Annotated in this window: 24 protein-coding genes and 1 riboswitch; of the genes, 4 read left to right on the top strand and 20 right to left on the bottom strand. The window is 34.5% G+C overall.

From position 1 onward, the window contains the following. Positions 1-48: 48 nt before the first annotated feature. A complete protein-coding gene (locus MT489_RS04400) occupies positions 49-621 on the bottom strand; it encodes an adaptor protein MecA (RefSeq protein WP_244680272.1) in 573 nt (190 codons plus the stop codon). A gap of 69 nt (positions 622-690) precedes the next feature. Beyond that, positions 691-1,464 (bottom strand): metallophosphoesterase, encoded by a 774-nt coding sequence (locus MT489_RS04405; protein WP_244680273.1) that lies wholly within the window; start codon positions 1,462-1,464, stop codon positions 691-693. Positions 1,465-1,604: 140 nt separating this feature from the next. On the opposite strand from MT489_RS04405, the gene MT489_RS04410 reads away from it, so the two are divergent. Genes MT489_RS04410 through MT489_RS04420 form a run of 3 tightly spaced genes read left to right on the top strand, consistent with a single transcriptional unit; the run spans position 1,605 to position 2,713 of the window. Then, a complete protein-coding gene (locus tag MT489_RS04410) occupies positions 1,605-1,835 on the top strand; it encodes a spore coat associated protein CotJA (RefSeq protein WP_244680274.1) in 231 nt (76 codons plus the stop codon). After that, complete coding sequence (locus MT489_RS04415) at positions 1,832-2,092, top strand: spore coat protein CotJB (RefSeq protein ID WP_244680275.1); 261 nt, start codon at positions 1,832-1,834, stop codon at positions 2,090-2,092. Before MT489_RS04410 ends, MT489_RS04415 begins: the two co-directional genes overlap by 4 nt. Positions 2,093-2,143: 51 nt before the next feature. Continuing rightward, on the top strand, positions 2,144-2,713 hold the full coding sequence (locus MT489_RS04420) for a manganese catalase family protein (protein ID WP_244680276.1): 570 nt from the start codon (positions 2,144-2,146) through the stop codon (positions 2,711-2,713). Between the two features lie 210 nt (positions 2,714-2,923). Here MT489_RS04420 and MT489_RS04425 read toward each other — a convergent pair whose 3' ends face one another. The 6 genes from MT489_RS04425 to MT489_RS04450 form a co-directional block, all read right to left on the bottom strand. Further along, positions 2,924-3,259: a L,D-transpeptidase family protein gene (locus tag MT489_RS04425; protein ID WP_307415239.1), complete on the bottom strand. Its 336-nt coding sequence runs from the start codon at positions 3,257-3,259 to the stop codon at positions 2,924-2,926. 351 nt (positions 3,260-3,610) lie between these two features. Further along, positions 3,611-4,066: a DUF2663 family protein gene (locus MT489_RS04430; RefSeq protein WP_244680277.1), complete on the bottom strand. Its 456-nt coding sequence runs from the start codon at positions 4,064-4,066 to the stop codon at positions 3,611-3,613. A gap of 64 nt (positions 4,067-4,130) precedes the next feature. Beyond that, entirely contained in the window at positions 4,131-4,844 is a 714-nt protein-coding gene (locus MT489_RS04435) for a LysM peptidoglycan-binding domain-containing protein (protein WP_244680278.1), read from the bottom strand. A 16-nt stretch (positions 4,845-4,860) separates the two neighbouring features. Next, entirely contained in the window at positions 4,861-5,448 is a 588-nt protein-coding gene (locus MT489_RS04440; protein ID WP_244680279.1) for a CPBP family intramembrane glutamic endopeptidase, read from the bottom strand. Beyond that, positions 5,445-6,896 (bottom strand): RecQ family ATP-dependent DNA helicase, encoded by a 1,452-nt coding sequence (locus MT489_RS04445; protein ID WP_244680280.1) that lies wholly within the window; start codon positions 6,894-6,896, stop codon positions 5,445-5,447. The genes MT489_RS04440 and MT489_RS04445 overlap by 4 nt, the downstream gene beginning before the upstream one ends. Further along, positions 6,893-7,948, bottom strand: a complete 1,056-nt coding sequence (locus MT489_RS04450) for a YpbB family protein (RefSeq protein WP_244680281.1) — start codon at positions 7,946-7,948, stop codon at positions 6,893-6,895. The genes MT489_RS04445 and MT489_RS04450 overlap by 4 nt, the downstream gene beginning before the upstream one ends. A gap of 212 nt (positions 7,949-8,160) precedes the next feature. Here MT489_RS04450 and MT489_RS04455 point away from each other — a divergent pair, with 212 nt between their 5' ends. After that, on the top strand, positions 8,161-8,409 hold the full coding sequence (locus MT489_RS04455) for a ferredoxin (protein ID WP_220155497.1): 249 nt from the start codon (positions 8,161-8,163) through the stop codon (positions 8,407-8,409). 28 nt (positions 8,410-8,437) lie between these two features. On the opposite strand, the gene MT489_RS04460 is transcribed toward MT489_RS04455, so the two are convergent. The 12 genes from MT489_RS04460 to MT489_RS04515 form a co-directional block, all read right to left on the bottom strand. Further along, positions 8,438-9,019 carry an ECF transporter S component gene (locus MT489_RS04460; RefSeq protein WP_244680282.1) on the bottom strand — a complete coding sequence of 194 codons (582 nt, stop codon included), beginning with the start codon at positions 9,017-9,019 and terminating at the stop codon, positions 8,438-8,440. 151 nt (positions 9,020-9,170) lie between these two features. Beyond that, positions 9,171-9,306, bottom strand: a riboswitch (FMN riboswitch). Positions 9,307-9,376: 70 nt separating this feature from the next. Next, positions 9,377-10,564, bottom strand: a complete 1,188-nt coding sequence (locus MT489_RS04465) for a GerMN domain-containing protein (protein ID WP_244680283.1) — start codon at positions 10,562-10,564, stop codon at positions 9,377-9,379. After that, positions 10,551-11,090: an RNA polymerase sigma factor SigX gene (gene sigX, locus MT489_RS04470; protein WP_244680284.1), complete on the bottom strand. Its 540-nt coding sequence runs from the start codon at positions 11,088-11,090 to the stop codon at positions 10,551-10,553. The genes MT489_RS04465 and sigX overlap by 14 nt, the downstream gene beginning before the upstream one ends. 208 nt (positions 11,091-11,298) lie before the next feature. Then, on the bottom strand, positions 11,299-13,071 hold the full coding sequence (locus MT489_RS04475) for an ATP-binding protein (RefSeq protein WP_244680285.1): 1,773 nt from the start codon (positions 13,069-13,071) through the stop codon (positions 11,299-11,301). Next, positions 13,068-13,784: a response regulator transcription factor gene (locus MT489_RS04480; protein WP_244680286.1), complete on the bottom strand. Its 717-nt coding sequence runs from the start codon at positions 13,782-13,784 to the stop codon at positions 13,068-13,070. The genes MT489_RS04475 and MT489_RS04480 overlap by 4 nt, the downstream gene beginning before the upstream one ends. A gap of 88 nt (positions 13,785-13,872) precedes the next feature. After that, entirely contained in the window at positions 13,873-15,090 is a 1,218-nt protein-coding gene (gene ccsB, locus MT489_RS04485; protein WP_280518481.1) for a c-type cytochrome biogenesis protein CcsB, read from the bottom strand. Positions 15,091-15,162: 72 nt separating this feature from the next. Continuing rightward, positions 15,163-16,809, bottom strand: coding sequence for a cytochrome c biogenesis ResB family protein (locus MT489_RS04490; protein WP_244680287.1), 1,647 nt, complete (start codon positions 16,807-16,809; stop codon positions 15,163-15,165). Between the two features lie 16 nt (positions 16,810-16,825). After that, complete coding sequence (gene resA, locus MT489_RS04495) at positions 16,826-17,359, bottom strand: thiol-disulfide oxidoreductase ResA (protein WP_244680288.1); 534 nt, start codon at positions 17,357-17,359, stop codon at positions 16,826-16,828. Positions 17,360-17,459: 100 nt separating this feature from the next. Further along, complete coding sequence (locus MT489_RS04500; RefSeq protein ID WP_244680289.1) at positions 17,460-18,203, bottom strand: pseudouridine synthase; 744 nt, start codon at positions 18,201-18,203, stop codon at positions 17,460-17,462. 134 nt (positions 18,204-18,337) lie between these two features. Then, complete coding sequence (locus MT489_RS04505) at positions 18,338-18,820, bottom strand: spore maturation protein (protein ID WP_280518523.1); 483 nt, start codon at positions 18,818-18,820, stop codon at positions 18,338-18,340. 53 nt (positions 18,821-18,873) lie between these two features. Beyond that, the gene (locus MT489_RS04510; protein WP_244680291.1) at positions 18,874-19,467 is read right to left on the bottom strand and encodes a nucleoside recognition domain-containing protein; all 594 of its coding nucleotides are present in this window, start codon (positions 19,465-19,467) and stop codon (positions 18,874-18,876) included. Further along, positions 19,460-20,605 carry a D-alanyl-D-alanine carboxypeptidase family protein gene (locus tag MT489_RS04515; protein ID WP_244680292.1) on the bottom strand — a complete coding sequence of 382 codons (1,146 nt, stop codon included), beginning with the start codon at positions 20,603-20,605 and terminating at the stop codon, positions 19,460-19,462. Before MT489_RS04515 ends, MT489_RS04510 begins: the two co-directional genes overlap by 8 nt. Positions 20,606-20,646: the final 41 nt, after the last annotated feature.

Here is a 20,646-nt window from a genome sequence, read left to right on the forward strand (position 1 = left end):
CTATCTATTATGATAGGAGATTTCCAAATATCGTGCAAAGATTATGATTCAAAAGTAATGATTCAAAGCTTGTATGGCATTATCCTTAATAAGTAATTTTCCATAATCCTCTAAAAACACAATAGGCATATTTACCAGGTCTCCATATTCCTCACAGATTCCATAAAGAGTGTCTTGTCTAATCCCTTCTTTATTAATAGCCAAAAAGTAATTGGAGTTAAAGAAAAATAAGGAGCTATGAAGTAATTGAGCATTAAGATTTGAAAGTCTTTTTGCCATTGAAATACAATTTTCAACTTCATCAAACGCAGCAACAATTACATGACCATTAACTGAATGATGTTTTTTTTTGTTTTCAGTTGGCGTATCTTTCACGTCTTCTTCATCCAAGGTTAAAATTAATACTAATTCCTTAGACGTTAATGAATATATATCAATTGATACGGCACCGTATGTGTCTAGCTCATATATACGGCTTGCCTCATCAAGCATTTCATCAAACAAGGAATCCCATATGAATGTATCCTTTACCATTTCCTCCTGTAAGAATCCTTTACATGATAACTCTTCGAATGAAATGGAATACTTTATTTGATTCGCCGATATGCGCTCCAGCTTCATGAAACCGCCCCCTGAATGTTGCTCTTACCCCATTGTATGAAAGAGGTGTTGGATGGTTCATGGTAATGGTCAATCAGAATTCTCACTTTTAATTGTAATTAAATGGGTTTCTGCATTAGCACCCAGTCTAAGCGGCACAAGAGTCGTACCATATCCATTGCTGATGAGATGGATCGTGTCCTCCACTTTTTTAATTCCACCTTTTTTGTATGGACCCATTCCGAAAATTCTAATTTGCCCACCGTGAGTATGACCACTTAATATTAGAGATATTTTTTGAATCTCAGGTACCATATGAACGGTCTCTGGATTATGGCAAATTAAAATATTAAACGAATCCTCATTAATTTTTTCCATAAATAAATCAAGTTCGGGTAATTCTTGAGAAAAGTCATCTAAACCTATTAGTGCAATTTTTTTGCCATTTTCTTTTATGTAATAAACCGAATTTAAAAGTTCGTTAATACCTTTTGAGTGAAAAGCTTTTCGTAATAAAGAAGGGTCCATTTCGTAATCATTGTTTCCCCATACAAAGAAAACGGGGGCTATACTTTTAAGTTTTACTAAATTATTAGTTACCCTTGAGAGAGAAACTCCCTTTTCAGTTAAATCGCCACCAATTATAACTATATCCGTTTTTCCTTTAATCTGATCTAAAATATACGCACTAATATCACGCTTATGGATATCAGAAATAAAAAAGATTCGGAACGAGCCTATTTCTTTAGGGAAGTTTGAAAAATGAAAAGTTTCAAATTTAATATCATCCCTAAATGCTTTACGATACATATAAAGGATAAGAATTACCGCAAAAATAGCTACAGCGATAATAATAATCTCCATAACATCACCTTATTTCCTTTTGGGATAATAAGAATTATATCATGTTCGTTAGTTTATATCTTAATTCTATTGTTGCCTATTCGAATTAAGACGAGTAATAATTCATACAATGGAATGATGACAGTTTAGGGAGGTATTGTATGCCAAGTTTTTATAAATCTTACATGCCTTATATAAGCCCTTTTGACCCTTGTCCCCCAATAACCGTTAAAACATTTTCCACTCCACCTAATTTATACATGGGATTTCAACCACCAAATTTACCACAATTCTCACCGAGGGAAGCGTTAAAAAAGGGTACTCTATGGAAAGCTTTCTATGATCCTTATTATAGTCCTTATGAAAGGGCAAGGGAGGAAGCAGACTCATGAAGCAGTTGCCTCAAAGATATTATGAATTAATGGAAGAACTACAGGCGGTTGATTTCGTAATAGTAGAATTAACATTGTATTTGGATACACATCCAAACGACCACGAAGCAATCCAACAATATAATGCATATGTCCAAACGAGACAAAAAGTAAAACAGCAATTTGAACAAGAATTTGGGGCACTGACAAGCTTCGGTGGCAGCTATTCAAAATACCCATGGGATTGGAAAGAAGCTCCGTGGCCATGGCAAGTGTAAAAAAACATGTAGGGAGATTATTCACATTTATGGTAGGAGGGGATAGTCTATATGTGGGTGTATGAAAAGAAACTTCAATATCCCGTAAGAGTTAGTCAATGTAATCCGATGCTCGCAAAATTTCTAATAGAACAATATGGAGGAGCCGATGGAGAGCTTGCTGCAGCTCTCCGTTATTTAAATCAACGTTATACCATTCCAGATAAAGTTATAGGGTTATTAACTGACATTGGAACTGAAGAATTTGCTCATTTAGAAATGATTGCCACAATGGTTTATAAACTAACAAAAGACGCCACGCCCGAACAAATGAAAGAAGCTGGATTAGGTGCCCATTATGCAAATCATGAAAAAGCACTCTATTACGAAAATGCAGGTGGGGTTCCATGGACTGCCACATATATCCAAGCTAAAGGAGATCCAATTGCTGATTTATATGAAGATATTGCAGCGGAGGAAAAAGCAAGGGCAACATACCAGTGGATCATTAATATGAGTGATGATCCAGATTTGAATGACAGCCTTCGATTCTTAAGAGAAAGAGAAATTATCCATTCGCAACGGTTTAGGGAAGCCGTGGAAATACTGAAAGAGGAAAGAGATAAAAAACATATATTTTAAAAATCTTCTTGTCTATGTTCATATACTTAAACACACCGTTTGGAGCTTTACAAGCGGTGTGTTACATTTATCAATAAACGGAAAATTGGTAAAAGATGAAATCATTATATACTAGTTCTAATATATTGCACTTTTGCTTTTGTCATGTTAGATATAGTTACTATCTTTTTGTCTATTCCATTAACCCAAGAAGTATATAAATAACCCCATTTACAGATAATAGGTGATTTTTTTGAGGTTTTTTACTGCATTTTCAGTTCGAATATCGTAAATTCCATCAATAGGTCCTTGATATAAACCCATACCTTTTAGCCGTTCTTGTACGAGCTGAACTAAATTTCCCTTTGAACCTACTGAAAGATTTTTATACTCCCCTTTTCCACTTCCAGTGATTGGCCCATCAATGTGAACTTTCGCTCCTCTGGGAATTATTTCATACAATTGTTCAACATCTTCATTCCGCATCCTAATACAGCCGCTACTTACGCTTTGACCAATAAATCTTGGTTTATTAGTCCGATGAATCCCAACATGCCCCAGGTACAGTCATCCCTAGCCATCTTGTACCAAAGCCTCCACCCCACGATTTTGCTTTAATTTACTTAGAATATGCCAATCGGTGTAGGTGATGAATCTGTTCCAGATGCAATCGGGTATCTTTTATTACTTCCTCTTTTTCTATCATTAAAAGTTCATTTGACCACAAATCTATTTTTATAAAAATGTTTTCTTTGCTTTCCGCATACATATTTTTATTTGGATTTAGCAATAAAAAAAGGACAAAAAAAAAACAATGAGTGAATTTTCATAAGACATACTCAATCCTAATCAATATCTTTACTCTTATTGTTTCATATTTTGTCGATTTTACGTAAAAACCTGACTTTCAAAATAAACTCATTTACTTTGATGGTATAAATTAATATCGTATTTATTTTTCATCTGTTCAAATACTCTATGCCTTTGTTTCCATTTGTCGTCTTTCCATAAGTCTTTGCTTTTATCAATGATTTCACATCTTAATGCGTGATATTCCTTTTCATATTTTTCTTTTTTTTCAAAAATCACTTTTACTGAACCAAACAAAGTAAAGGCAACGAAAAAGAGAGTTAAAAAGTGGTTTTTCTTTATAAATATAGAAAAAGTGTCAAGTATGGAATTAGTACTTGTCTCAATCGTTGTTCTATAAAAAAAATAAAAAACGAATAATCCAAATACAAAGGCGGTTGTAAGCATAAGAAAATGTAAATTTTTATATCGGTTATATTTAATCCTTTTGTTAATTAAATTTTGTAGCATTTGTTTTGTCGTTTGATCGGTATGATCACCTAAATCCACCAAAAATTGTTCCATCAATTCACCTTCCGACATCTAGTCCATATTAGATAATATGAACTAGATAGCCGAAGTATGACCATTACGGAAGAGGGATTTTTAAGGTTTGGCCTTCTTTAATTTCATTAGCAGTGATTCCATTCGCAGCTTTTATTTTTTCAATCCCGCTTTGGCTTTTATAATAGTTCATGGAAATTCTAAAAAGTGTTTCCCCTTTTTTTACAGTATGGTAAACTACTTTTCCTTCTTCTTGCTGTACCTCTTCATTCTTTTTATATTGTTCTACTTTATCGCTTTGGTTATCAGTCTGATTTTCAGGTGATTTTTGATCAATAGGTTTTTGATCATCAACTTTTGGCTCTTCAGGTAATTTGTCCTCTTCTTTTTGCTCAGCATCAGTATTTTTTGATCCATTGTCATAAGTATTCTCTTCATCTTCTTTTTTATCGTCCACTACAACTGGAGTTTTTGATGAATCTTTATGATCGATTGACGTGTCATTACTATTATCTTCCTCAAAGGATATTTCTTCTCCTACTCCGTTTGCAGAAGTAGAAGTAGGTATATTTTCTTTATTAAATAAATAGACTGCATATGCACCAGGAAGTAAAAGAAGAATAACAAGCAAAATGAGCGGAATAGAAAGTCTAACTTTCTTTTGCATTGGCTGCTCTTCATCACTGCTTCTTTTATTTTTTCTTTTTCGATTTCTATGACCGTGGACTTCCATCCTTGATGGAAGTTTATTTACAAGCTCGTCTGAATCGCGTTGCATTTCTTTTTCAAAATTTGACATTTTATATTCCCTTCTCTTAATCATTATGGATGGAATTACGACTCATTTTAACTCCTAACAGAAAATCAATCGTAAAATGCATGAGTATTACTGGTAGAATTTGATGATTGGACCATTCGTATAAGAGGCCAATCCAAATGCTTAATAAACATACATTTAACAATAAGTACCAATTTGATAAATACCGAATATGAACGAGTGCAAATGTGATACTAGCAATCCAAAAACCGAAATTTGTTTGTATTACTCCACGGAATAACATTTCTTCCGCAAAAGCGATTAATATGGAAAGTAAACCAATTTTCCATATTGGCATATCGGAAAAAATCTTTTCATTAATTCCACCATCATCATAATATTCACTGGGAACTTTTTTCATTAATAACAAATCAAATATAACAACAGCTAAACCGCTGCAAATACCGAAAATAATCCAAACATTCTCCCATTGAAATAAGTTTAAAAATGCTGACATATCCGAAAAAAATATCCAACTTAGGAAAGAGGCTAATACCACCAGTAGCAATTGTGTCAGAAGTAAATGAAAAACAAGTTCTTTACCAGTTAAATGCTTTGCGATTTCTGCTTGTCTATTTTTTTTCATACTGTTTCGCTTTCTAGGAGCAATAATTGTTGCAGTCTATTTTCCCAAGAATAATGAACCGAATTTTGGTTGATTTTCTTTTTTTCTTGAAAGTCTTTAAGATTGATTTTACATACATCACAGCAATTTGAAGGAGTTTGGATTAATTTTTCGTTAAAATAAGTCATAATACGGTTTCTCCTACACTCGTTGGAATGTACCCACTTCATTAAGTGTTGAAATTTATTTACTTTAAGTAAATATCTATTTTGTCTTATTTCTTTTACTCGCTCAATCTCTAAATTGGATGAGTGATAAAACTTTAAAAATCGGTATTGGGTTTCAGTTAAATTATGTTCCACTTGCATTTGTTCATAGCTTTGATTTGGCAATGAATAAAATGATTCTATTTGTGAAAAGCTTGGGAGCTCATTTTCAATTAGTTGAATCTGCAATGCATCATCTCCGCTGCAATACAACATGATTGCAATGCATGGTTCCCCGTCTCTGCCGGCTCTTCCAATTTCCTGTAAATATGATTCTATTTGTCCAGGTACATGATAGTGGATTATAAATCTAAGATCGTTCTTATTAATTCCCATTCCAAAAGCGCTTGTGGCACATACAATATTTATTTGGCCATATAAAAATTGTTGTTGGATCAATATCCGTTGCTCTTGTTCCATTCCACCGTGATATGCAGCCGTATTGAGAAAGCCATTTTGACGTAAATAATCTACCGTTTCCTCGGCAAGCCTCTTGCTGGAAAAATAAATGACACCCGGCTTTTCTAAAAATCTAACTAATTCAATTAACCTTTGTCTTTTCTCTATGTGACTTTCACATTTTTCAACAACTAAACTAATATTTGGCCTATCTACAGAATAAATAAATTCTTTCGGATTATTTAAATGTAAATATTGTTTAATATCATTCCGTACTTCTTTCGTAGCGGTTGCGGTTAATGCCAGAACTGGAGCATCTTCTAGTTTTGATCTAATAGATCCAAGATTTAAATAATCAGGACGAAAATCATGTCCCCACTGAGAAATACAGTGTGCTTCATCTATTACGAATAAAGATATGCGGATTGATTGAAGCTTTTCTATAATATATTCCGAACCTAACATTTCTGGTGAAATGTATATGAATCGGTAACGAGAGAGATTTTGTAATACATTATTCCGTTCTTTTATGTTTAAAAAAGAGTTAAGTGCTACTGCCCTCTTTTCTCCAATCATTCTGAGTTGTTCAACTTGATCCTGCATCAAAGAAATTAAAGGAGAAACAACTAGAACTGTTCCTTTTAAAACATATCCAGGCAGTTGATAGCAAAGAGACTTTCCTGTTCCAGTAGGAAGCATCGCTAACACATCTGAATTTTCTAATATTGCGTCAATAATCTCTTCTTGCCCACTTCTAAACGATGTAAATCCAAATATCTTTTTTAAAGTTTCTTCTTTATTCACATTTTTTCACCTGCCTTCGCGAGTACTAGGCGAATCTGAAAATAGGAGCTATTTTTCACTTTTTCTTTTATTGGTTTTAGTTTTTTTTGGCCAAGTTGTTTTGCCGTTTCTAATATTTCTATTGCCTGTTTTTCTTCAACAAATGGCTCAATAGAAAATTGAGAATCCATTAAAGCAATTTCAATAATATGATCTTCTACTGTACCTTCTTTAATATTTCTCATATTTGCAATTTGAGAAATTGTATAATCTTGTTTTAGTAATTTGTATGTACGAACTGTTGAATTGGTAAGCTGTAAGTGTCTATAAATGTCAGAAGTTAAAGAATATAAAATTGGATATTGGTCTTTTGCCGCAATAACCTTCTGAACCAGGTAATGCACCCCATTTAAAAATCGGAAATATAATTCTAATTCCTCTAGACCAAAAAGAACAGAAACTTGTTTTTGGGTTAGACCAATCATTTCAAATCCACTAAGTCGTGAAACTATAAAATATGGATCCTCCGGAAAATCATTAGAAAACACATCGTGTAATTCAACATATAATTCTTTGGAAATCTGCAAGCGATCACCGCTATATGTTGCAAAAAAGTTTCTTACCCAAGCAAGTATTTCTTCGTCCCGCTGAATAGGGAAATAACGATTTACAGAATGATTAATATGAGATAATACTTGGACGAACAACGTTAATCTTTTCCAAAAGTGAATGGAAGTATCTTGAAATTTCCATCCGTGAATGTACTTTAATTCCTTCCGTTCTTCGAAGTAATGAAAATACGCTTGCTTTCCTTCTTCAGTTACTACACACTTTGCTTTCTCTTCTTGGAGTGATATATATGTTTTTTTACAAAGTTCTTGAATATAAATGTTAAATTGCTGTCTTTTTAACCCCGGCAGCGTTTTAAAAAGGTGAGATAATTGGTATAAATGAGCATCTTGAATTGTCTGGGAGGATTTCTTTCCTGCAAGTAAATGATATACTGAGTACACTGTTCGTTCACCATTTATTGAATCCAAACATCTTAATATCAAAGCATGCAAAAAAGTCATAATTAAGCTTCTCCTCATAACTTTTGTCTCTATATTTTACCATGTATTCTTTTTTTCGACTATGTTTACATTTTTATGATCTAATTCGACAATGCTCTAGATGTTCCCATTTCCATATTGGTTGAAAAGTCATCTTAAGAGACTTAAAATATATATGTAGTTAAACCATTAGTGCTTTTTTGATTGCAGATGAGGATTAGGAGGTTCAATTCGTGCCAAAATACACGATTGTTGATAAAGATACTTGTATAGCTTGTGGAGCTTGTGGAGCATCGGCGCCTGATATATATGATTATGATGATGAGGGTCTTGCCTATGTAGTTCTTGATAATAATCAAGGAACAGCAGAAGTTCCGGAAATATTAGAAGATGATTTAATAGATGCATTCGAAGGTTGTCCAACAGATTCCATTAAGGTAGCGGATGCGCCATTTGATGGCGATCCGTTAAAATATGAATAGGAGATGCAAATATGCATCTCCTTTTGTATTATACATTTTTAACTGTCATATTTTTATTTAATCTGCTGCCAAGACGGCTATATAGCAAAATAAATACGATTGTTATTATAATTCCCTTCACAACATTAAATGGAAGTATAGATGCAACAACCATTTTTCGTAGTGCTGCATTACTCATAGGTTCCCAGCCAAGCAATCCAATATATGCAGGCAAAAGAACAAAATAGTTGAAAATACTCATGAAAACGGCCATGAAAATTGTTCCTACAATAAGGGAAATCATTAATCCCCACTTTGCCTTTAAAACTTTAAAGACATAATAAGTAGGCAAAACGAACAAGATTCCAGCCAGGAAATTGGCAATATGCCCAATCGGTATTCCTGTTCCACTGCCTGTTATAAAATAATCCAATATGTTTTTAAATAGCTCCACTAGAATTGCAGCGATTGGTCCAAACATTAACGCAGCGATAATTGCAGGGATATCACTAAAATCAACCGTTAAGTATGGCGGAAATGGTGGTATCGGAAATTTGACCAGCATTAAAATAAATGACAAACTACTAAGCATTCCAATTGTTACGAATGACTTTACACCTAATTTTTTCATTTTCCTCTCTCCTTAGAGATTCATCCCTTGTGGAAGAAAGGAGCCTTAGTATGCACCAATAAAAAACCCTCAAAGAAATTTTCTTCGAGGGAGTTTAATCAGGCATGCTTTAAAAAGCGTTCAAAACCTGCAATTTTGAACACAAGGCATCCTTCATCTTCTCCCATCCAGACTATACTGTCGGCTTTGGAATCACACCAAAATCCTGCCTTGTAAAAGGCTCGCGGGCTTGTAGGCTAGGCCTCATAACCGCCGGTGGGGAATTGCACCCCGCCCCGAAGATGAATCGTATTTGTTGTTTTCATATGCAATTATACACTATTTCCTCTCCCATGTGAAGAGGAAAACAAGCTTCAATTATCGCTTAATTAGATTAGGTGCGATTGGGACCTTAATAGGTTGATCGAATTGAAAACTTTCCCATTGCAATGGTTCTATGTTTTCAAACTGAACTTCCTTTTTTCCAAATTCTTTTGCTGTTAATAAAATACCTTCAATAAGTTGCATATTTTTTAATTGGTCGCCTTGATCCAATTCAATTCGTTTGTCAAACTTTATTGTTACATCCGACTCATCTTCTTTTACAACTTCAGCAGAAACTGCATCAGGAATTACAGTTTTATAAAAATCGTTCGGTTTATTTTTCATATCTTTTAAGGCATCTGCAAGACTGTCTGAAATAAGATCGGCTGGTACGAGATACTCTGAGTCTTTAGAAACAGGGTATAGGAAATACGCTTTTTTCATATTCTTTTGGATTTCAACATCTGGGACAATTCCAAAATGTGAAAGTTCAGCAGGTTCATCATTTTCATTTACAAATTTAACAACTCTAAAATTTTTAGATCGCATTAAATATTGAACCATATACTCTAATTGATACTCATTTGTTTCAAAAAACGGACGATTTTCCGGATTAATGGTGATATGAGCTTCTTTTGCTTCTACATTAATTTTCATTGCCTCTAATAATGTAGAAAAATCTCTAAAACCATAAGCTTGAGCATTGAACGCTTTTGCCTTTTCTCGGTTTTGTTTTAACCAATCTCCATCTGTACTTTCTTGCTCTAATAATGTAATAGGAATAGCTACGCCATCTTTTGTAGTAACTACACCAAAAGTATACACTTCTTTTCCTGCTGTTTCTTCTTCGTAAACAGCTGTTTTCAAAGTAGATTTAACATCCATTGCTTCTTCCGTATACATTGTAATTTTTTCATCAGCTTTATTCATATCTTTTTCTAGTTTCCTTGATTCAGCTGCCTGATTCATCGTACTGCCAGAATCTGCAGACTCTTGAACTTTAGATTGAGAACTTAAGTAATCTATCGGTGATGTTTGAAAAATGAACGGAAAGATGAGTAAGAATACTAAAAGTCCGGCAACACTTGTTAAAACAGGAACAAAAATTGGCTTCTTTTGTTTTTTATTCATGCCTAGTTTGATATTTCGATAAATTTCATCCATCGATCGCTTATCTTCTACTGTTGGCAGCTTTTTAAATAATTGGACAACTTTATCATCTTCACGATCAGATTGACGCATGATGATCTTCCTCCTTTCTCCGTTCGTTTTCCATTTTTGCCTTTATTGTTTTTAGTGCTCTATGTTGTGTAGTTTTTACCTTACTTTCGCTCCAATTTAAAGCCTCCGCTGTTTCAGCAATGGAAAGGCCATTTAAATAGCGCATAATTAATACGATACGATGATTCGTCGTACACGTATCCAGACACTCCTTCAAAATCTTTACTTCCTCATTTTGAATAACTGTATCTTCAGGAAGGAGATTTGAATCTTTAATTTCTCGGCGCTCCCAATCGAATTTATCAAATAAGCGATCCTTCCAACCCCTTTGCTTTCGAAAGTGGTCAATTGCTACATTTTTAGCAATGGAAAAAAGCCAAGTTTTCTCAGAACTTTTCCCTTCAAATTTATCATAAGCTTTCAATACACGGATGTAGACTTCTTGCACTAAATCCTCCGCTTCTACTCGATTTTTAACCATATAATAAAGAAATTGAAAAAGATCTTGATGATATTTTGTATATAGGTCATGAAAGACGGAGTTCATACTTTCCCCTCCCCCGTTAATGGATTAGTCGTTTTTTCAGGAATAAAGTTACATAATAATTTATTACAAATATGTTAAAAATTTATTTTATTTATTTTTATTTTCCCATATAAAAACGGATTGAACAACCTTACTTAAGATTATCCAATCCGTTTTTTTTTGTGTTTCTCATGAAACAAGATTTTCTATCAACTTTCTACATATTCACCTAAATTTCCGGAATAAAGAATGTGAATGTTGTTCCATTTCTTAATTTACTTTGGACGGAAATATGACCGTTATGCGCATCAATTATATTTTTTGCGATTGCTAAGCCCAAACCTGTTCCAGCCCTACCTCTTGTACGAGCTTTATCAGCTTTATAAAATCGTTCAAAAACAAAAGGGAGATCTTCTTCTGGAATACCTGATCCATTATCTTGGACGGAAATCGTTATTCCTTTTGAATTTCTTGTTTGAGTAATAATAATGGAGCCATGTTCATGAGTATGTCGGATCGCGTTATCAATGAGATTCGTCAATACTTGTTCAATTCTATCAGGATCCATATGGAAAGACTCACCATGCGATTCGATGTTATTTTGAAGATCAACCTTATTTTCTTTGGCGACCCCACCGAATTTATTCATAATACGATTAATAAATTTTTCGATATCAACATCTTCATAATTAAGAGTAATATGTCCTGCTTCCATCCTTGCCAAGTCTAATAATTCGTTAACAAGTCGACCGATACGTAATGATTCATCATAAATGATTTTAGCTAGTTCCTTTTTATCTTCCTCAGACTCAGCTATATCATCTATAATTGCTTCACTATATCCCTGAAGCATCGATATCGGAGTCCTTAACTCGTGAGATACGTTTGCAACAAAATCGATTCGCAATTTATCGAGTCTTCTTTCTTCCGTCATGTCTCGAATGACGGCAACCGCACCTCTAACACTTTCCTGATTTTGAGTATATAGAGGACTTACAATTATGACATAATAGCGACCTTGCAATATAAGTTCTCCTGTTTGTTCTGTTTCCGTCTTTATTGCTTCTGATAAAAGATTTGCCAATTCAGGAGGTACTGGATCCGCTTCGTCATCGCTTTCATAGTGCCACTGTTGCAAAAATCGTTCTGCTGGGGGATTTGTAATTAATATCGATCCCCCTTGGCTAAATGTCATAACACCATCAGCCATACTACTTAAAATACTTTTTAATTGCTCTTTTTCTTGGCTTAAAACACTCATATTAATTTTAAGCCTTTTTCCCATTTGGTTAAAGGCAATCGCTAATTCACCGATTTCATCGTGACTTAAGAAAGGAACTTTAGTATCAAATTTTCCTTTTGACACTTCAAAGGCTGCTTCTTTCATTTTTCTTAAAGGCGATGTAATTCTTGTTGATAAGAAAAAGGCAAAAAATGTTGTTAATATAATTGCAATCCCTGCAGCTAGCAATATAAGTTTCGTCGTTTTTTGTGTTGTTTCTTTTAAGACAGCTAGGGATTGGTATATATAAATAGCACCCTTTTGGTTATCAATATTAAGAGGAACACCTGCTACAATAAGATTATCATATCTGTTCCCTTTTAAATCAATATCAGAAGGAGCTATTTCCTTCATTACTTTTTTTCGTTCTGTAAAAACTTTCACTAATTCCTTATCCTTTAAAAAAATATCAACAGGAATGATTCCTTTATATGAGCCATAAGGAGAAAACAAAAAGTCATCCTTGTTATAGGCAATCGCTACTCCTAAGGGCTCATCTAATATTTCTAATACTATTTCTTCTCCGAGTCCATCATGAGCGTGCGCTTCGATAATACGTGAAATTTTCGTAGCCTGCTCGGTCAATCCTTGCTCAATTTGACTTACATGATATTTTTGGAAAAATTCAAGAAGAAGCATCGTCAAGATGATCAATACAAACGAAACTAAGAGAAGAATAGTCATCCATAGTTTTCCTACAACACTACGCCATAATCTCATTCATTACCTGCCTCGAATTTATAGCCTACTCCCCAAACAGTTACAATCATCCCTGCTGCCTTTTCTGATACTCGATTTAATTTTTCACGAAGTCTTTTTACATGTGTATCAACTGTTCTTAAATCTCCAAAAAATTCATATTGCCAAACTTCTTTTAATAAATGTTCACGGTCAAATACCTTATCTGGAGATTTTGCCAAGAAGTGAAGCAATTCGTATTCTTTTGGTGTTAAATTAACTTCATTTCCATCTGCCATTACACGATGGGCATCATGGTCAATTGATAAATGCGGATAGACAATGATATCCCTTGTAGATGCACCTGTTTGTGAAAATTCAGTTTGAGAAGTTCTTCTTAGTAATGCCTTTACCCTTAACACAACTTCTCTTGGACTGAATGGTTTCACTATGTAATCATCAGTTCCTGCTTCAAATCCTTGAATTCTATTCGTTTCTTCACCTTTTGCCGTCAACATGATTACAGGTGTAGCTTTTTGCTCACGCAATTCGTTACATACTTCAATACCATCTTTTCCTGGCATCATTAAGTCAAGAAGAATACAACTATAATCGTTTTGTAATGCCATTTCCAGTGCATCGTTTCCGTTATCTGCTTCATCAATTTCATAATTTTCGCGTTCTAAATACATTCTAAGTAATCTTCGAATACGATCTTCGTCATCAACAACAAGAATTCTAACCTTTTGTTCCATATACAATCCCCCTAGGCAAATAAACAGATTATATTTACATCATATTATAAAAGAGACCTCACTTAAAGAGTGAGGCCACTTATTAGTCTTATGCAGCATACGAATGTAATCCTGCAAGGACTAGATTTACAGCAATAAGGTTGAACATAATAATCGCAAATCCAATAACAGCTAGCCATGCAGACTTTTCACCGTGCCATCCTCTTGAAAGGCGCAAATGAAGAAATGCAGCATAGAATAGGAATGTAATAAGCGCCCATACTTCCTTAGGATCCCATCCCCAAAAACGTGTCCAAGCAATTTGAGCCCAGATCATCGCAAATATGAGGCCTCCTAACGTAAATACAGGAAATCCAATTAAAACGGAGCGATAGCCTACTTCATCTATTAAATCTAAATTAACTTTTTTAACAAGTGGTTTTATTAAGGTACTAATGCGTTTCCTGAAAATTAATCTAATCACCCAATATAGAAAAGTACCTGTGATAAGTGTCCATATAACAGAATTCAATCGTTTTGCATCAATGATAGCTGGCATATAAACTTTTGGGTTAAGTTTATTTTGTGTTATAAGTTCACCTTCATGTGGTCCCACAAGAGCTGGCATTGCATAAGAAGCAACTCTCTCTTTACCATCTTTATCAATCCAATTAAAATCCGCTTTGTAATCCGCAATCGAAAAAGCTGTTGATACAACCATGAAACCAATTGCTAGTACCATTGTGTACATGATTGCTTCCAACCAAAATGATCGTTTCCCTTTTGCTTCTGTATCCACAGCTTTTAATAAATAAATAACTCCTGCAACAAAACTTAATATAAGGATGGACTGCCCAATAGCCGCAGTCGTCACATGGATATAAAGCCAATGACTATTTAAAGAAGGTATGAGTGGACTAATATCTTTAGGAAACATGCTTGCATATGCAATTAATAGCATAGCAACGGCAAGTGCGAATATACCTAATGAATTCAATTTATAGATAAAATAAATAACGATAAATGCTCCTACTAACATCATTCCGAAAAACGTAGTAAATTCAAACATATTACTAACTGGAGCATGTCCGCCCGCAATCCAACGTAATATAAAATATCCTATCTGTGATAGAAACCCGAGAATCGTAATAAAAATTGCAATTTTTGACCATCTGTTAGGTCCTGCATTTTTATCTCGACCTCTATTTTCTCTAATTCCGCCACCAAAAAATAGTGTTGCAACTAAATATAAAATAAATGCAGTTTCTAAAAGATTACCGCTCAATTGTACGAGATCCTTCATTTGTTTTCCTACTTTCTTCGCCATAAATACATAGTCCCTCGTACAGGACGTGGGTAATTAGTATAGGCTGAGATTTTACTTTTTACATTTTACTGCTTACTCTTTTTTCTCGTTCTCGTCAGATTTTTTGTCATTCTGATCGTCTGGCTCCGGTATTGAAGTATTTTTTAGAATCATCTCAATCTCTCTTTTTAAGCCATACCAATTTTTATTAGTATGAGCGGCGATTAAGACGTCTCCTTTTATTCTTTGTAACCAAATACGGCGGTGATTCCAGTAAGAACCCTGAATAACACCTAGCATAAATATAGCTCCGCCAATTCCAAGAATCCATAGAGTTAAATCTTTCCTGACTATTAAAGCAGTAGCATTTTGTGTAGTAATCCCTTTAAAAGTCATTTTATATTCTGTTTCACCAAGTGGTTCTAATGTTTGTCTAATGGCTGTAAAACTTTTTTCCCCGTCAGGATGTTCAGGTGAAATCATATTAAACAAAAAAGCTGGATTATTAGGTGTCTGTGAATCTGTCTGAGGCTCTCCATTCTCTGCGAACCCAGAAAAATCAGGATAATAACCAAGAAGTTGTACTTTATACCCTTTTCCTAAATCATATTCTTCCTGCGGGTCAAATAAATCGATAGTGACTTCGCCTTTGATTTCCTCATTTGCCTTTTTCAAAAAATTAAAGGTCATCGTTTTAAATTCATCAAGTTTATAATCTATTTGATATACAGCATAGTTATCGAATTTCAAAGGTTCATTCACTCGTATAACAGCTTCTTTTATTTTGGTAAGATTATCATTATCCCCAATTGTGGTGTCAGGGCTACGTTCATAAAGAACGACATCCGAATTAAAGCTTTTTACTACATTCCCTACTCGATCAAGGGCCGCTCCGTATACTTGTTTATCTTTTTCTTTATCATACAATTCCATCGTAAACTTCTTATTTTCCAGAACATATTGCTTGTTCGTTCCTGGAATTGTTTTAATCTCGCCATCGCGAAGCCATAATTCTTCGTCCACATACATTCCTGGAACAAATCTAAGCATCCCACCAATGAGAAAGATAATGAGTCCAATATGATTTACATAAGGACCCCAGCGAGAAAATCTACCCTTCTCAGCTAATAAATTCCCATCTTCTTCTCGAATATTGTATCTTTTTTCTTTTAAGCGCTGCTTAACAAGTTCAAAGTCTTGATTCGTTTGGTTGGTTGCCTCCACACGTTTATATACCCTTTGTCTCTTTAAAAAACCTTCATGTCTACTAACACGTTGGTTTTTCAAAGCACGATAAAGTGGGACGAATCTATCGATGCTACAAATTACAAGCGATACCCCGATTGAAGCAATAAGGAGCAAATACCACCAAGAACTATACAAATCGTGAAAACCAAGAACATAATATAAAGTTCCAAATATCCCGTATTGATCAGAATAGTATGTAGCAGGATCAACATTTCTTGGTATATACATAACCTGAGGTAATAATGTTCCTAGAGATGAAGCGGTCAATGTGATAACTATTAACCAAATACCTACTTTAACAGATGAAAAGAAATTCCAAATCTTATCTATTATACTTTTGTTATATGTTTGAGATCTACGGGCACTTCCCTCGTAGCGCATATCATGCAAGGTTTCTTTTTGCGCCTCTTCCGTCAGGGCTAACCCACAAGCTTCACATAAAATCGTACCTGGTGGATTTACGTGCCCACACTCGCATTTTACTTCTTTCATGATTAAGCTCTCCTACTTAAGGCTTGATGCTCTCCATCATAGCTATTATTTTTTCTTCTGGCAGTTCTCCTTCAATTATTTCAACAATTTTTCCTTCAGGATTAATTAAGATTGTTGCCGGTAAATTATAAATATCATAAACACCCATTACGTCTTTATTTGAATCTTTCAAGATTGGAAAAGATAAATCGTGCTTTTGAACAAACTTTTTGATTGAAAATTCAGGTTGACCTACATTAACCGCGAGAATTTCTACACCATGGTCCTTAAAGGCTTGATATTGATTATCCATATAAGGCATCTCACGCTCGCATGGCTTACACCAAGTTGCCCAAAAATTCAAAAATACGCCTTTCCCTTTATAATCAGAAAGCTTATGTTTATTACCTTCCATATCCATTAGAACGAAATCGGGTGCCTGATCACCGACTGCAATTTTTTCATGCTTATCTTTTGTAAAATTTGCATATAATGTATATACGACTGCGGCAGTCAGAATCACTAATATTATGGTTCTTAATAAGTGCCGTCTTTTCTTTTTTTCCGACATTTTTCTTATGGTACCCCCTAGCATATTGCCAGACTTATCATTCATTATATCACTTACAATGCGTCGTATAAGGCCATGTTTTGAAGGTTATGTGAAATTTTCAGTGTATTCTATGCCAACCTTTTCCTGTTTCTGCAAGTGTTCTAAGCTGTTTCACTTCATGTGGAGTTAATTCCCTGAACTCCCCTGCATTTAAACCACGTAAAGATAAAGTGCCATATTGCTCTCGTTTTAATTTAAGAACAGGATGACCGATTGCCTCCATCATTCTTCTAACTTGGCGATTTTTCCCCTCATGAATAATAATCTCTATAATGGCTGAACTTTTGCGCTTATCTAATGACAATAATTTTACCGTTGCAGGTGCAGTTTTTCCGTCTTCTAAATGAATTCCACGTTCTAACTTTCTTAACGATTCTTTTAAAGGAATTCCTTTTACTTTAGCAATATATACCTTTTGAACACCATACCTAGGATGAGCAAGTAAATTTGTGAATTCTCCGTCATTCGAAAGAATTAGCAAACCAGAAGTGTCGTAATCCAGTCTCCCAATTGGATAAATTCTTTCTTCGATATGCGGAAAATAATCCGTCACTACTTTTCTGCCTTTATCGTCTTTTACTGCTGAAATTACTCCTCGAGGTTTATAGAACAGAAAATACTTTTTTTCTTCTTGAACGACAGGTACATCATTCACTTCAATTTTATCTGAAGGAGATACTTTTGTTCCGAGTTCCTTAACGATTTGACCGTTTACTTTCACTTTCCCTTGAAGGATCAATTCTTCTGCCTTTCTACGGGATGCCACCCCTGCATAAGCTATCACTTTTTGTAAACGTTCCATATTTGACCACCTCATTATCGATATCACAAAACTACTCTTATCCAGCTTTCACTTTATGAATTATTACACTAAGTATAGTGAAAATCAAAAAAATACAACTTTTTTAAAGACAAAAAAATAAAAAAATGTCCAGATTAAGAACTGAACATTATTGTTATTATAATTATGGCAGCAGAAATGCCTACAAGATCAGCTAACAGTCCTACTTTTAAGGCATCTCCCATTTTTTTAATTCCAACTGCACCAAAATAGACGGTTAAAACATAAAAGGTAGTATCAGTACTTCCTTGAATTGTTGATGCGAGCCTTCCAATAAATGAATCGGGGCCATACTGAGAGATCAAATCACTCATTAATCCGAGAGCAGCTGTACCCGATATGGGTCTAATTAATGCTAGCGGCACCACTTCTGCCGGTACTCCCAATGTATTTAGTACTGGTCTTAACAATTGTATAAAGAAATCGAGTGCTCCAGAGGTTCTAAATACCGTTATTGCAACAAGCATTCCTACCAAAAATGGAATGATAGAAACTGCTATTTTTATGCCTTCCTTACCCCCTTCAACAAAGTGTTCATAAGTTGGCACTTTTTTAAGTGTACTATACAGTAATATCATTGCTATGATAATTGGGATGATCCATAAAGATATGAGAGATATCAATTGCACCTTTACTTCACGCCCTTTCTACTTCGGCGCATATAAAAGAATCGATCTATTAATATGGCAGCAAACGTAGCGCAAGTCGTGGCCAATAACGTTGGTCCCACGATTTCAGTAGGAGAAGCAGATTGATAATTCATTCGAATGGCAATAACTGTGGTTGGAATAAGGGTTAATCCGGATGTGTTTAATGCTAGGAAAGTAATCATTGACCTGGAAGCATAATTTTTTCCTCCATTTAGCTCCTTCAATTGTTCCATCGCTTTAATGCCTAGTGGAGTTGCTGCATTACCAAGTCCAAACATGTTAGCAATAATGTTTGATAAAATATATCCTACTGCAGGATGGTCTGCAGGAACTTCAGGAAAAAGCTTTAAGATAATTGGTTTGAAAAGATTTGAAAGCTTATTTAATAGTCCAGATTCCTGAGCAATTCGCATCATACCGAGCCAAAAGACAAGAATACTTATTAATCCAATACAAAGAGTTACTGCCTCATTTGCAGATTGAAATATAGCTTCATTCACATCTTTCATTTTCCCATTTATTGCTGCAAATACTAAACCGATTATCGTCATCCCGACCCATATATAATTAATCATAGAAAATCACACCCATCTGGCTAAATAAAAGATTTTTTATTTTCTCCCACCAGCTTTCCTCATGTTTTTGGTGAATTTGTCTTATATAAATGGGTACTTTTTCTAAAGGTTTCTCTTGAAAATGGAAAATCGCGGTTCCTACCCTACCTCTATTTGTTTTTGCCAATATATTAGGATCTTGAAGTTTATACTCTATTCGTACATCACTAATTTCATCATTTGATAATGGATATCTAATTGAATTTTTCACGAATAATTCCTTGTTCTTGATTCCTTTAGCCTCGATTGAGAGATTCCCTTTTTCAACAAGAGTTTTAACTGGGTATTCATTAAATGCACGTTCATACATCGTAATATGGTCATTCCAATCGTCTGACGCATCCAACGTGACAGCAATCAGTTCAGTTGCGTTTTTTTCTGCTGTTGTTACGAGTGTTCTACCTGCTCGCTTTGTATAACCTGTTTTTCCTCCTGTACAATATTTATATTTTTCAGTTAGCAGACGATTTTTATTTATCCAGCTTTGGGGACCTTTTTCCCTTTTGAATTTATAAACTTTCGTACCGGATATTTTTTGATATTTTTTATTATTCATCGCATACTTCGTTAACAATGCCATATCGTATGCAGTTGAATAATGGTTCTCTTTATTATCCAGTCCATGTGGGTTAGCAAATTTTGTATTAGTCATTCCCAGTTCCTCTGCTTTCTGATTCATTAAGAAAACAAACCCCTCAATACTTCCTCCCACATAATCAGCTATTGCATTCGCTGCATCATTTCCGGACCTAAGCATTAATCCGTAAACTAGATCCTCTAGCTTAATCTTTTCACCAATTTGAAGATAGACCGAGGATCCTTCTGCATATACAGCCTCTTTTTTTATTGTGACAACATCATTCATTTTTCCTGATTCAATTGCTAGAATGGCAGTCATAATTTTCGTTATGGATGCAATTCTATGAATCTCATGGGCATTTTTTTCAAAGAGGACTCTCCCTGAATCTTTTTCCATTAAAATTGCACCCGAGGCACTCAATGGAATATTAGTAGCAGCAGTTATTCCAATTGGAAAATAAATCATCTGCAACAATAGCAAACATGTACTTAATATTGCTATTACTTTTCGTGCTCTCATTCTTTCGCTCCCCACAGATATGCCATTAATTTATTTTGTAC

Source organism: Lederbergia wuyishanensis, from assembly GCF_022900255.1.
Taxonomy (GTDB): Bacteria; Bacillota; Bacilli; order Bacillales; family Bacillaceae_C; genus Lederbergia; species Lederbergia wuyishanensis.

What these genes read in the sequence shown, in the direction of transcription:
- MT489_RS04400 (WP_244680272.1), bottom strand. Translation starts at nt 621, where the DNA reads ATGAAGCTGGAGCGCATATCGGCGAATCAAATAAAGTATTCCATTTCA.
- MT489_RS04405 (WP_244680273.1), bottom strand. Translation starts at nt 1,464, where the DNA reads ATGGAGATTATTATTATCGCTGTAGCTATTTTTGCGGTAATTCTTATC.
- MT489_RS04410 (WP_244680274.1), top strand. Translation starts at nt 1,605, where the DNA reads ATGCCAAGTTTTTATAAATCTTACATGCCTTATATAAGCCCTTTTGAC.
- MT489_RS04415 (WP_244680275.1), top strand. Translation starts at nt 1,832, where the DNA reads ATGAAGCAGTTGCCTCAAAGATATTATGAATTAATGGAAGAACTACAG.
- MT489_RS04420 (WP_244680276.1), top strand. Translation starts at nt 2,144, where the DNA reads ATGTGGGTGTATGAAAAGAAACTTCAATATCCCGTAAGAGTTAGTCAA.
- MT489_RS04430 (WP_244680277.1), bottom strand. Translation starts at nt 4,066, where the DNA reads ATGGAACAATTTTTGGTGGATTTAGGTGATCATACCGATCAAACGACA.
- MT489_RS04435 (WP_244680278.1), bottom strand. Translation starts at nt 4,844, where the DNA reads ATGTCAAATTTTGAAAAAGAAATGCAACGCGATTCAGACGAGCTTGTA.
- MT489_RS04440 (WP_244680279.1), bottom strand. Translation starts at nt 5,448, where the DNA reads ATGAAAAAAAATAGACAAGCAGAAATCGCAAAGCATTTAACTGGTAAA.
- MT489_RS04450 (WP_244680281.1), bottom strand. Translation starts at nt 7,948, where the DNA reads ATGACTTTTTTGCATGCTTTGATATTAAGATGTTTGGATTCAATAAAT.
- MT489_RS04460 (WP_244680282.1), bottom strand. Translation starts at nt 9,019, where the DNA reads ATGAAAAAATTAGGTGTAAAGTCATTCGTAACAATTGGAATGCTTAGT.
- MT489_RS04465 (WP_244680283.1), bottom strand. Translation starts at nt 10,564, where the DNA reads ATGCGTCAATCTGATCGTGAAGATGATAAAGTTGTCCAATTATTTAAA.
- sigX (WP_244680284.1), bottom strand. Translation starts at nt 11,090, where the DNA reads ATGAACTCCGTCTTTCATGACCTATATACAAAATATCATCAAGATCTT.
- MT489_RS04475 (WP_244680285.1), bottom strand. Translation starts at nt 13,071, where the DNA reads ATGAGATTATGGCGTAGTGTTGTAGGAAAACTATGGATGACTATTCTT.
- MT489_RS04480 (WP_244680286.1), bottom strand. Translation starts at nt 13,784, where the DNA reads ATGGAACAAAAGGTTAGAATTCTTGTTGTTGATGACGAAGATCGTATT.
- ccsB (WP_280518481.1), bottom strand. Translation starts at nt 15,090, where the DNA reads ATGGCGAAGAAAGTAGGAAAACAAATGAAGGATCTCGTACAATTGAGC.
- MT489_RS04490 (WP_244680287.1), bottom strand. Translation starts at nt 16,809, where the DNA reads ATGAAAGAAGTAAAATGCGAGTGTGGGCACGTAAATCCACCAGGTACG.
- resA (WP_244680288.1), bottom strand. Translation starts at nt 17,359, where the DNA reads ATGTCGGAAAAAAAGAAAAGACGGCACTTATTAAGAACCATAATATTA.
- MT489_RS04500 (WP_244680289.1), bottom strand. Translation starts at nt 18,203, where the DNA reads ATGGAACGTTTACAAAAAGTGATAGCTTATGCAGGGGTGGCATCCCGT.
- MT489_RS04505 (WP_280518523.1), bottom strand. Translation starts at nt 18,820, where the DNA reads ATGATATTACTGTATAGTACACTTAAAAAAGTGCCAACTTATGAACAC.
- MT489_RS04510 (WP_244680291.1), bottom strand. Translation starts at nt 19,467, where the DNA reads ATGATTAATTATATATGGGTCGGGATGACGATAATCGGTTTAGTATTT.
- MT489_RS04515 (WP_244680292.1), bottom strand. Translation starts at nt 20,605, where the DNA reads ATGAGAGCACGAAAAGTAATAGCAATATTAAGTACATGTTTGCTATTG.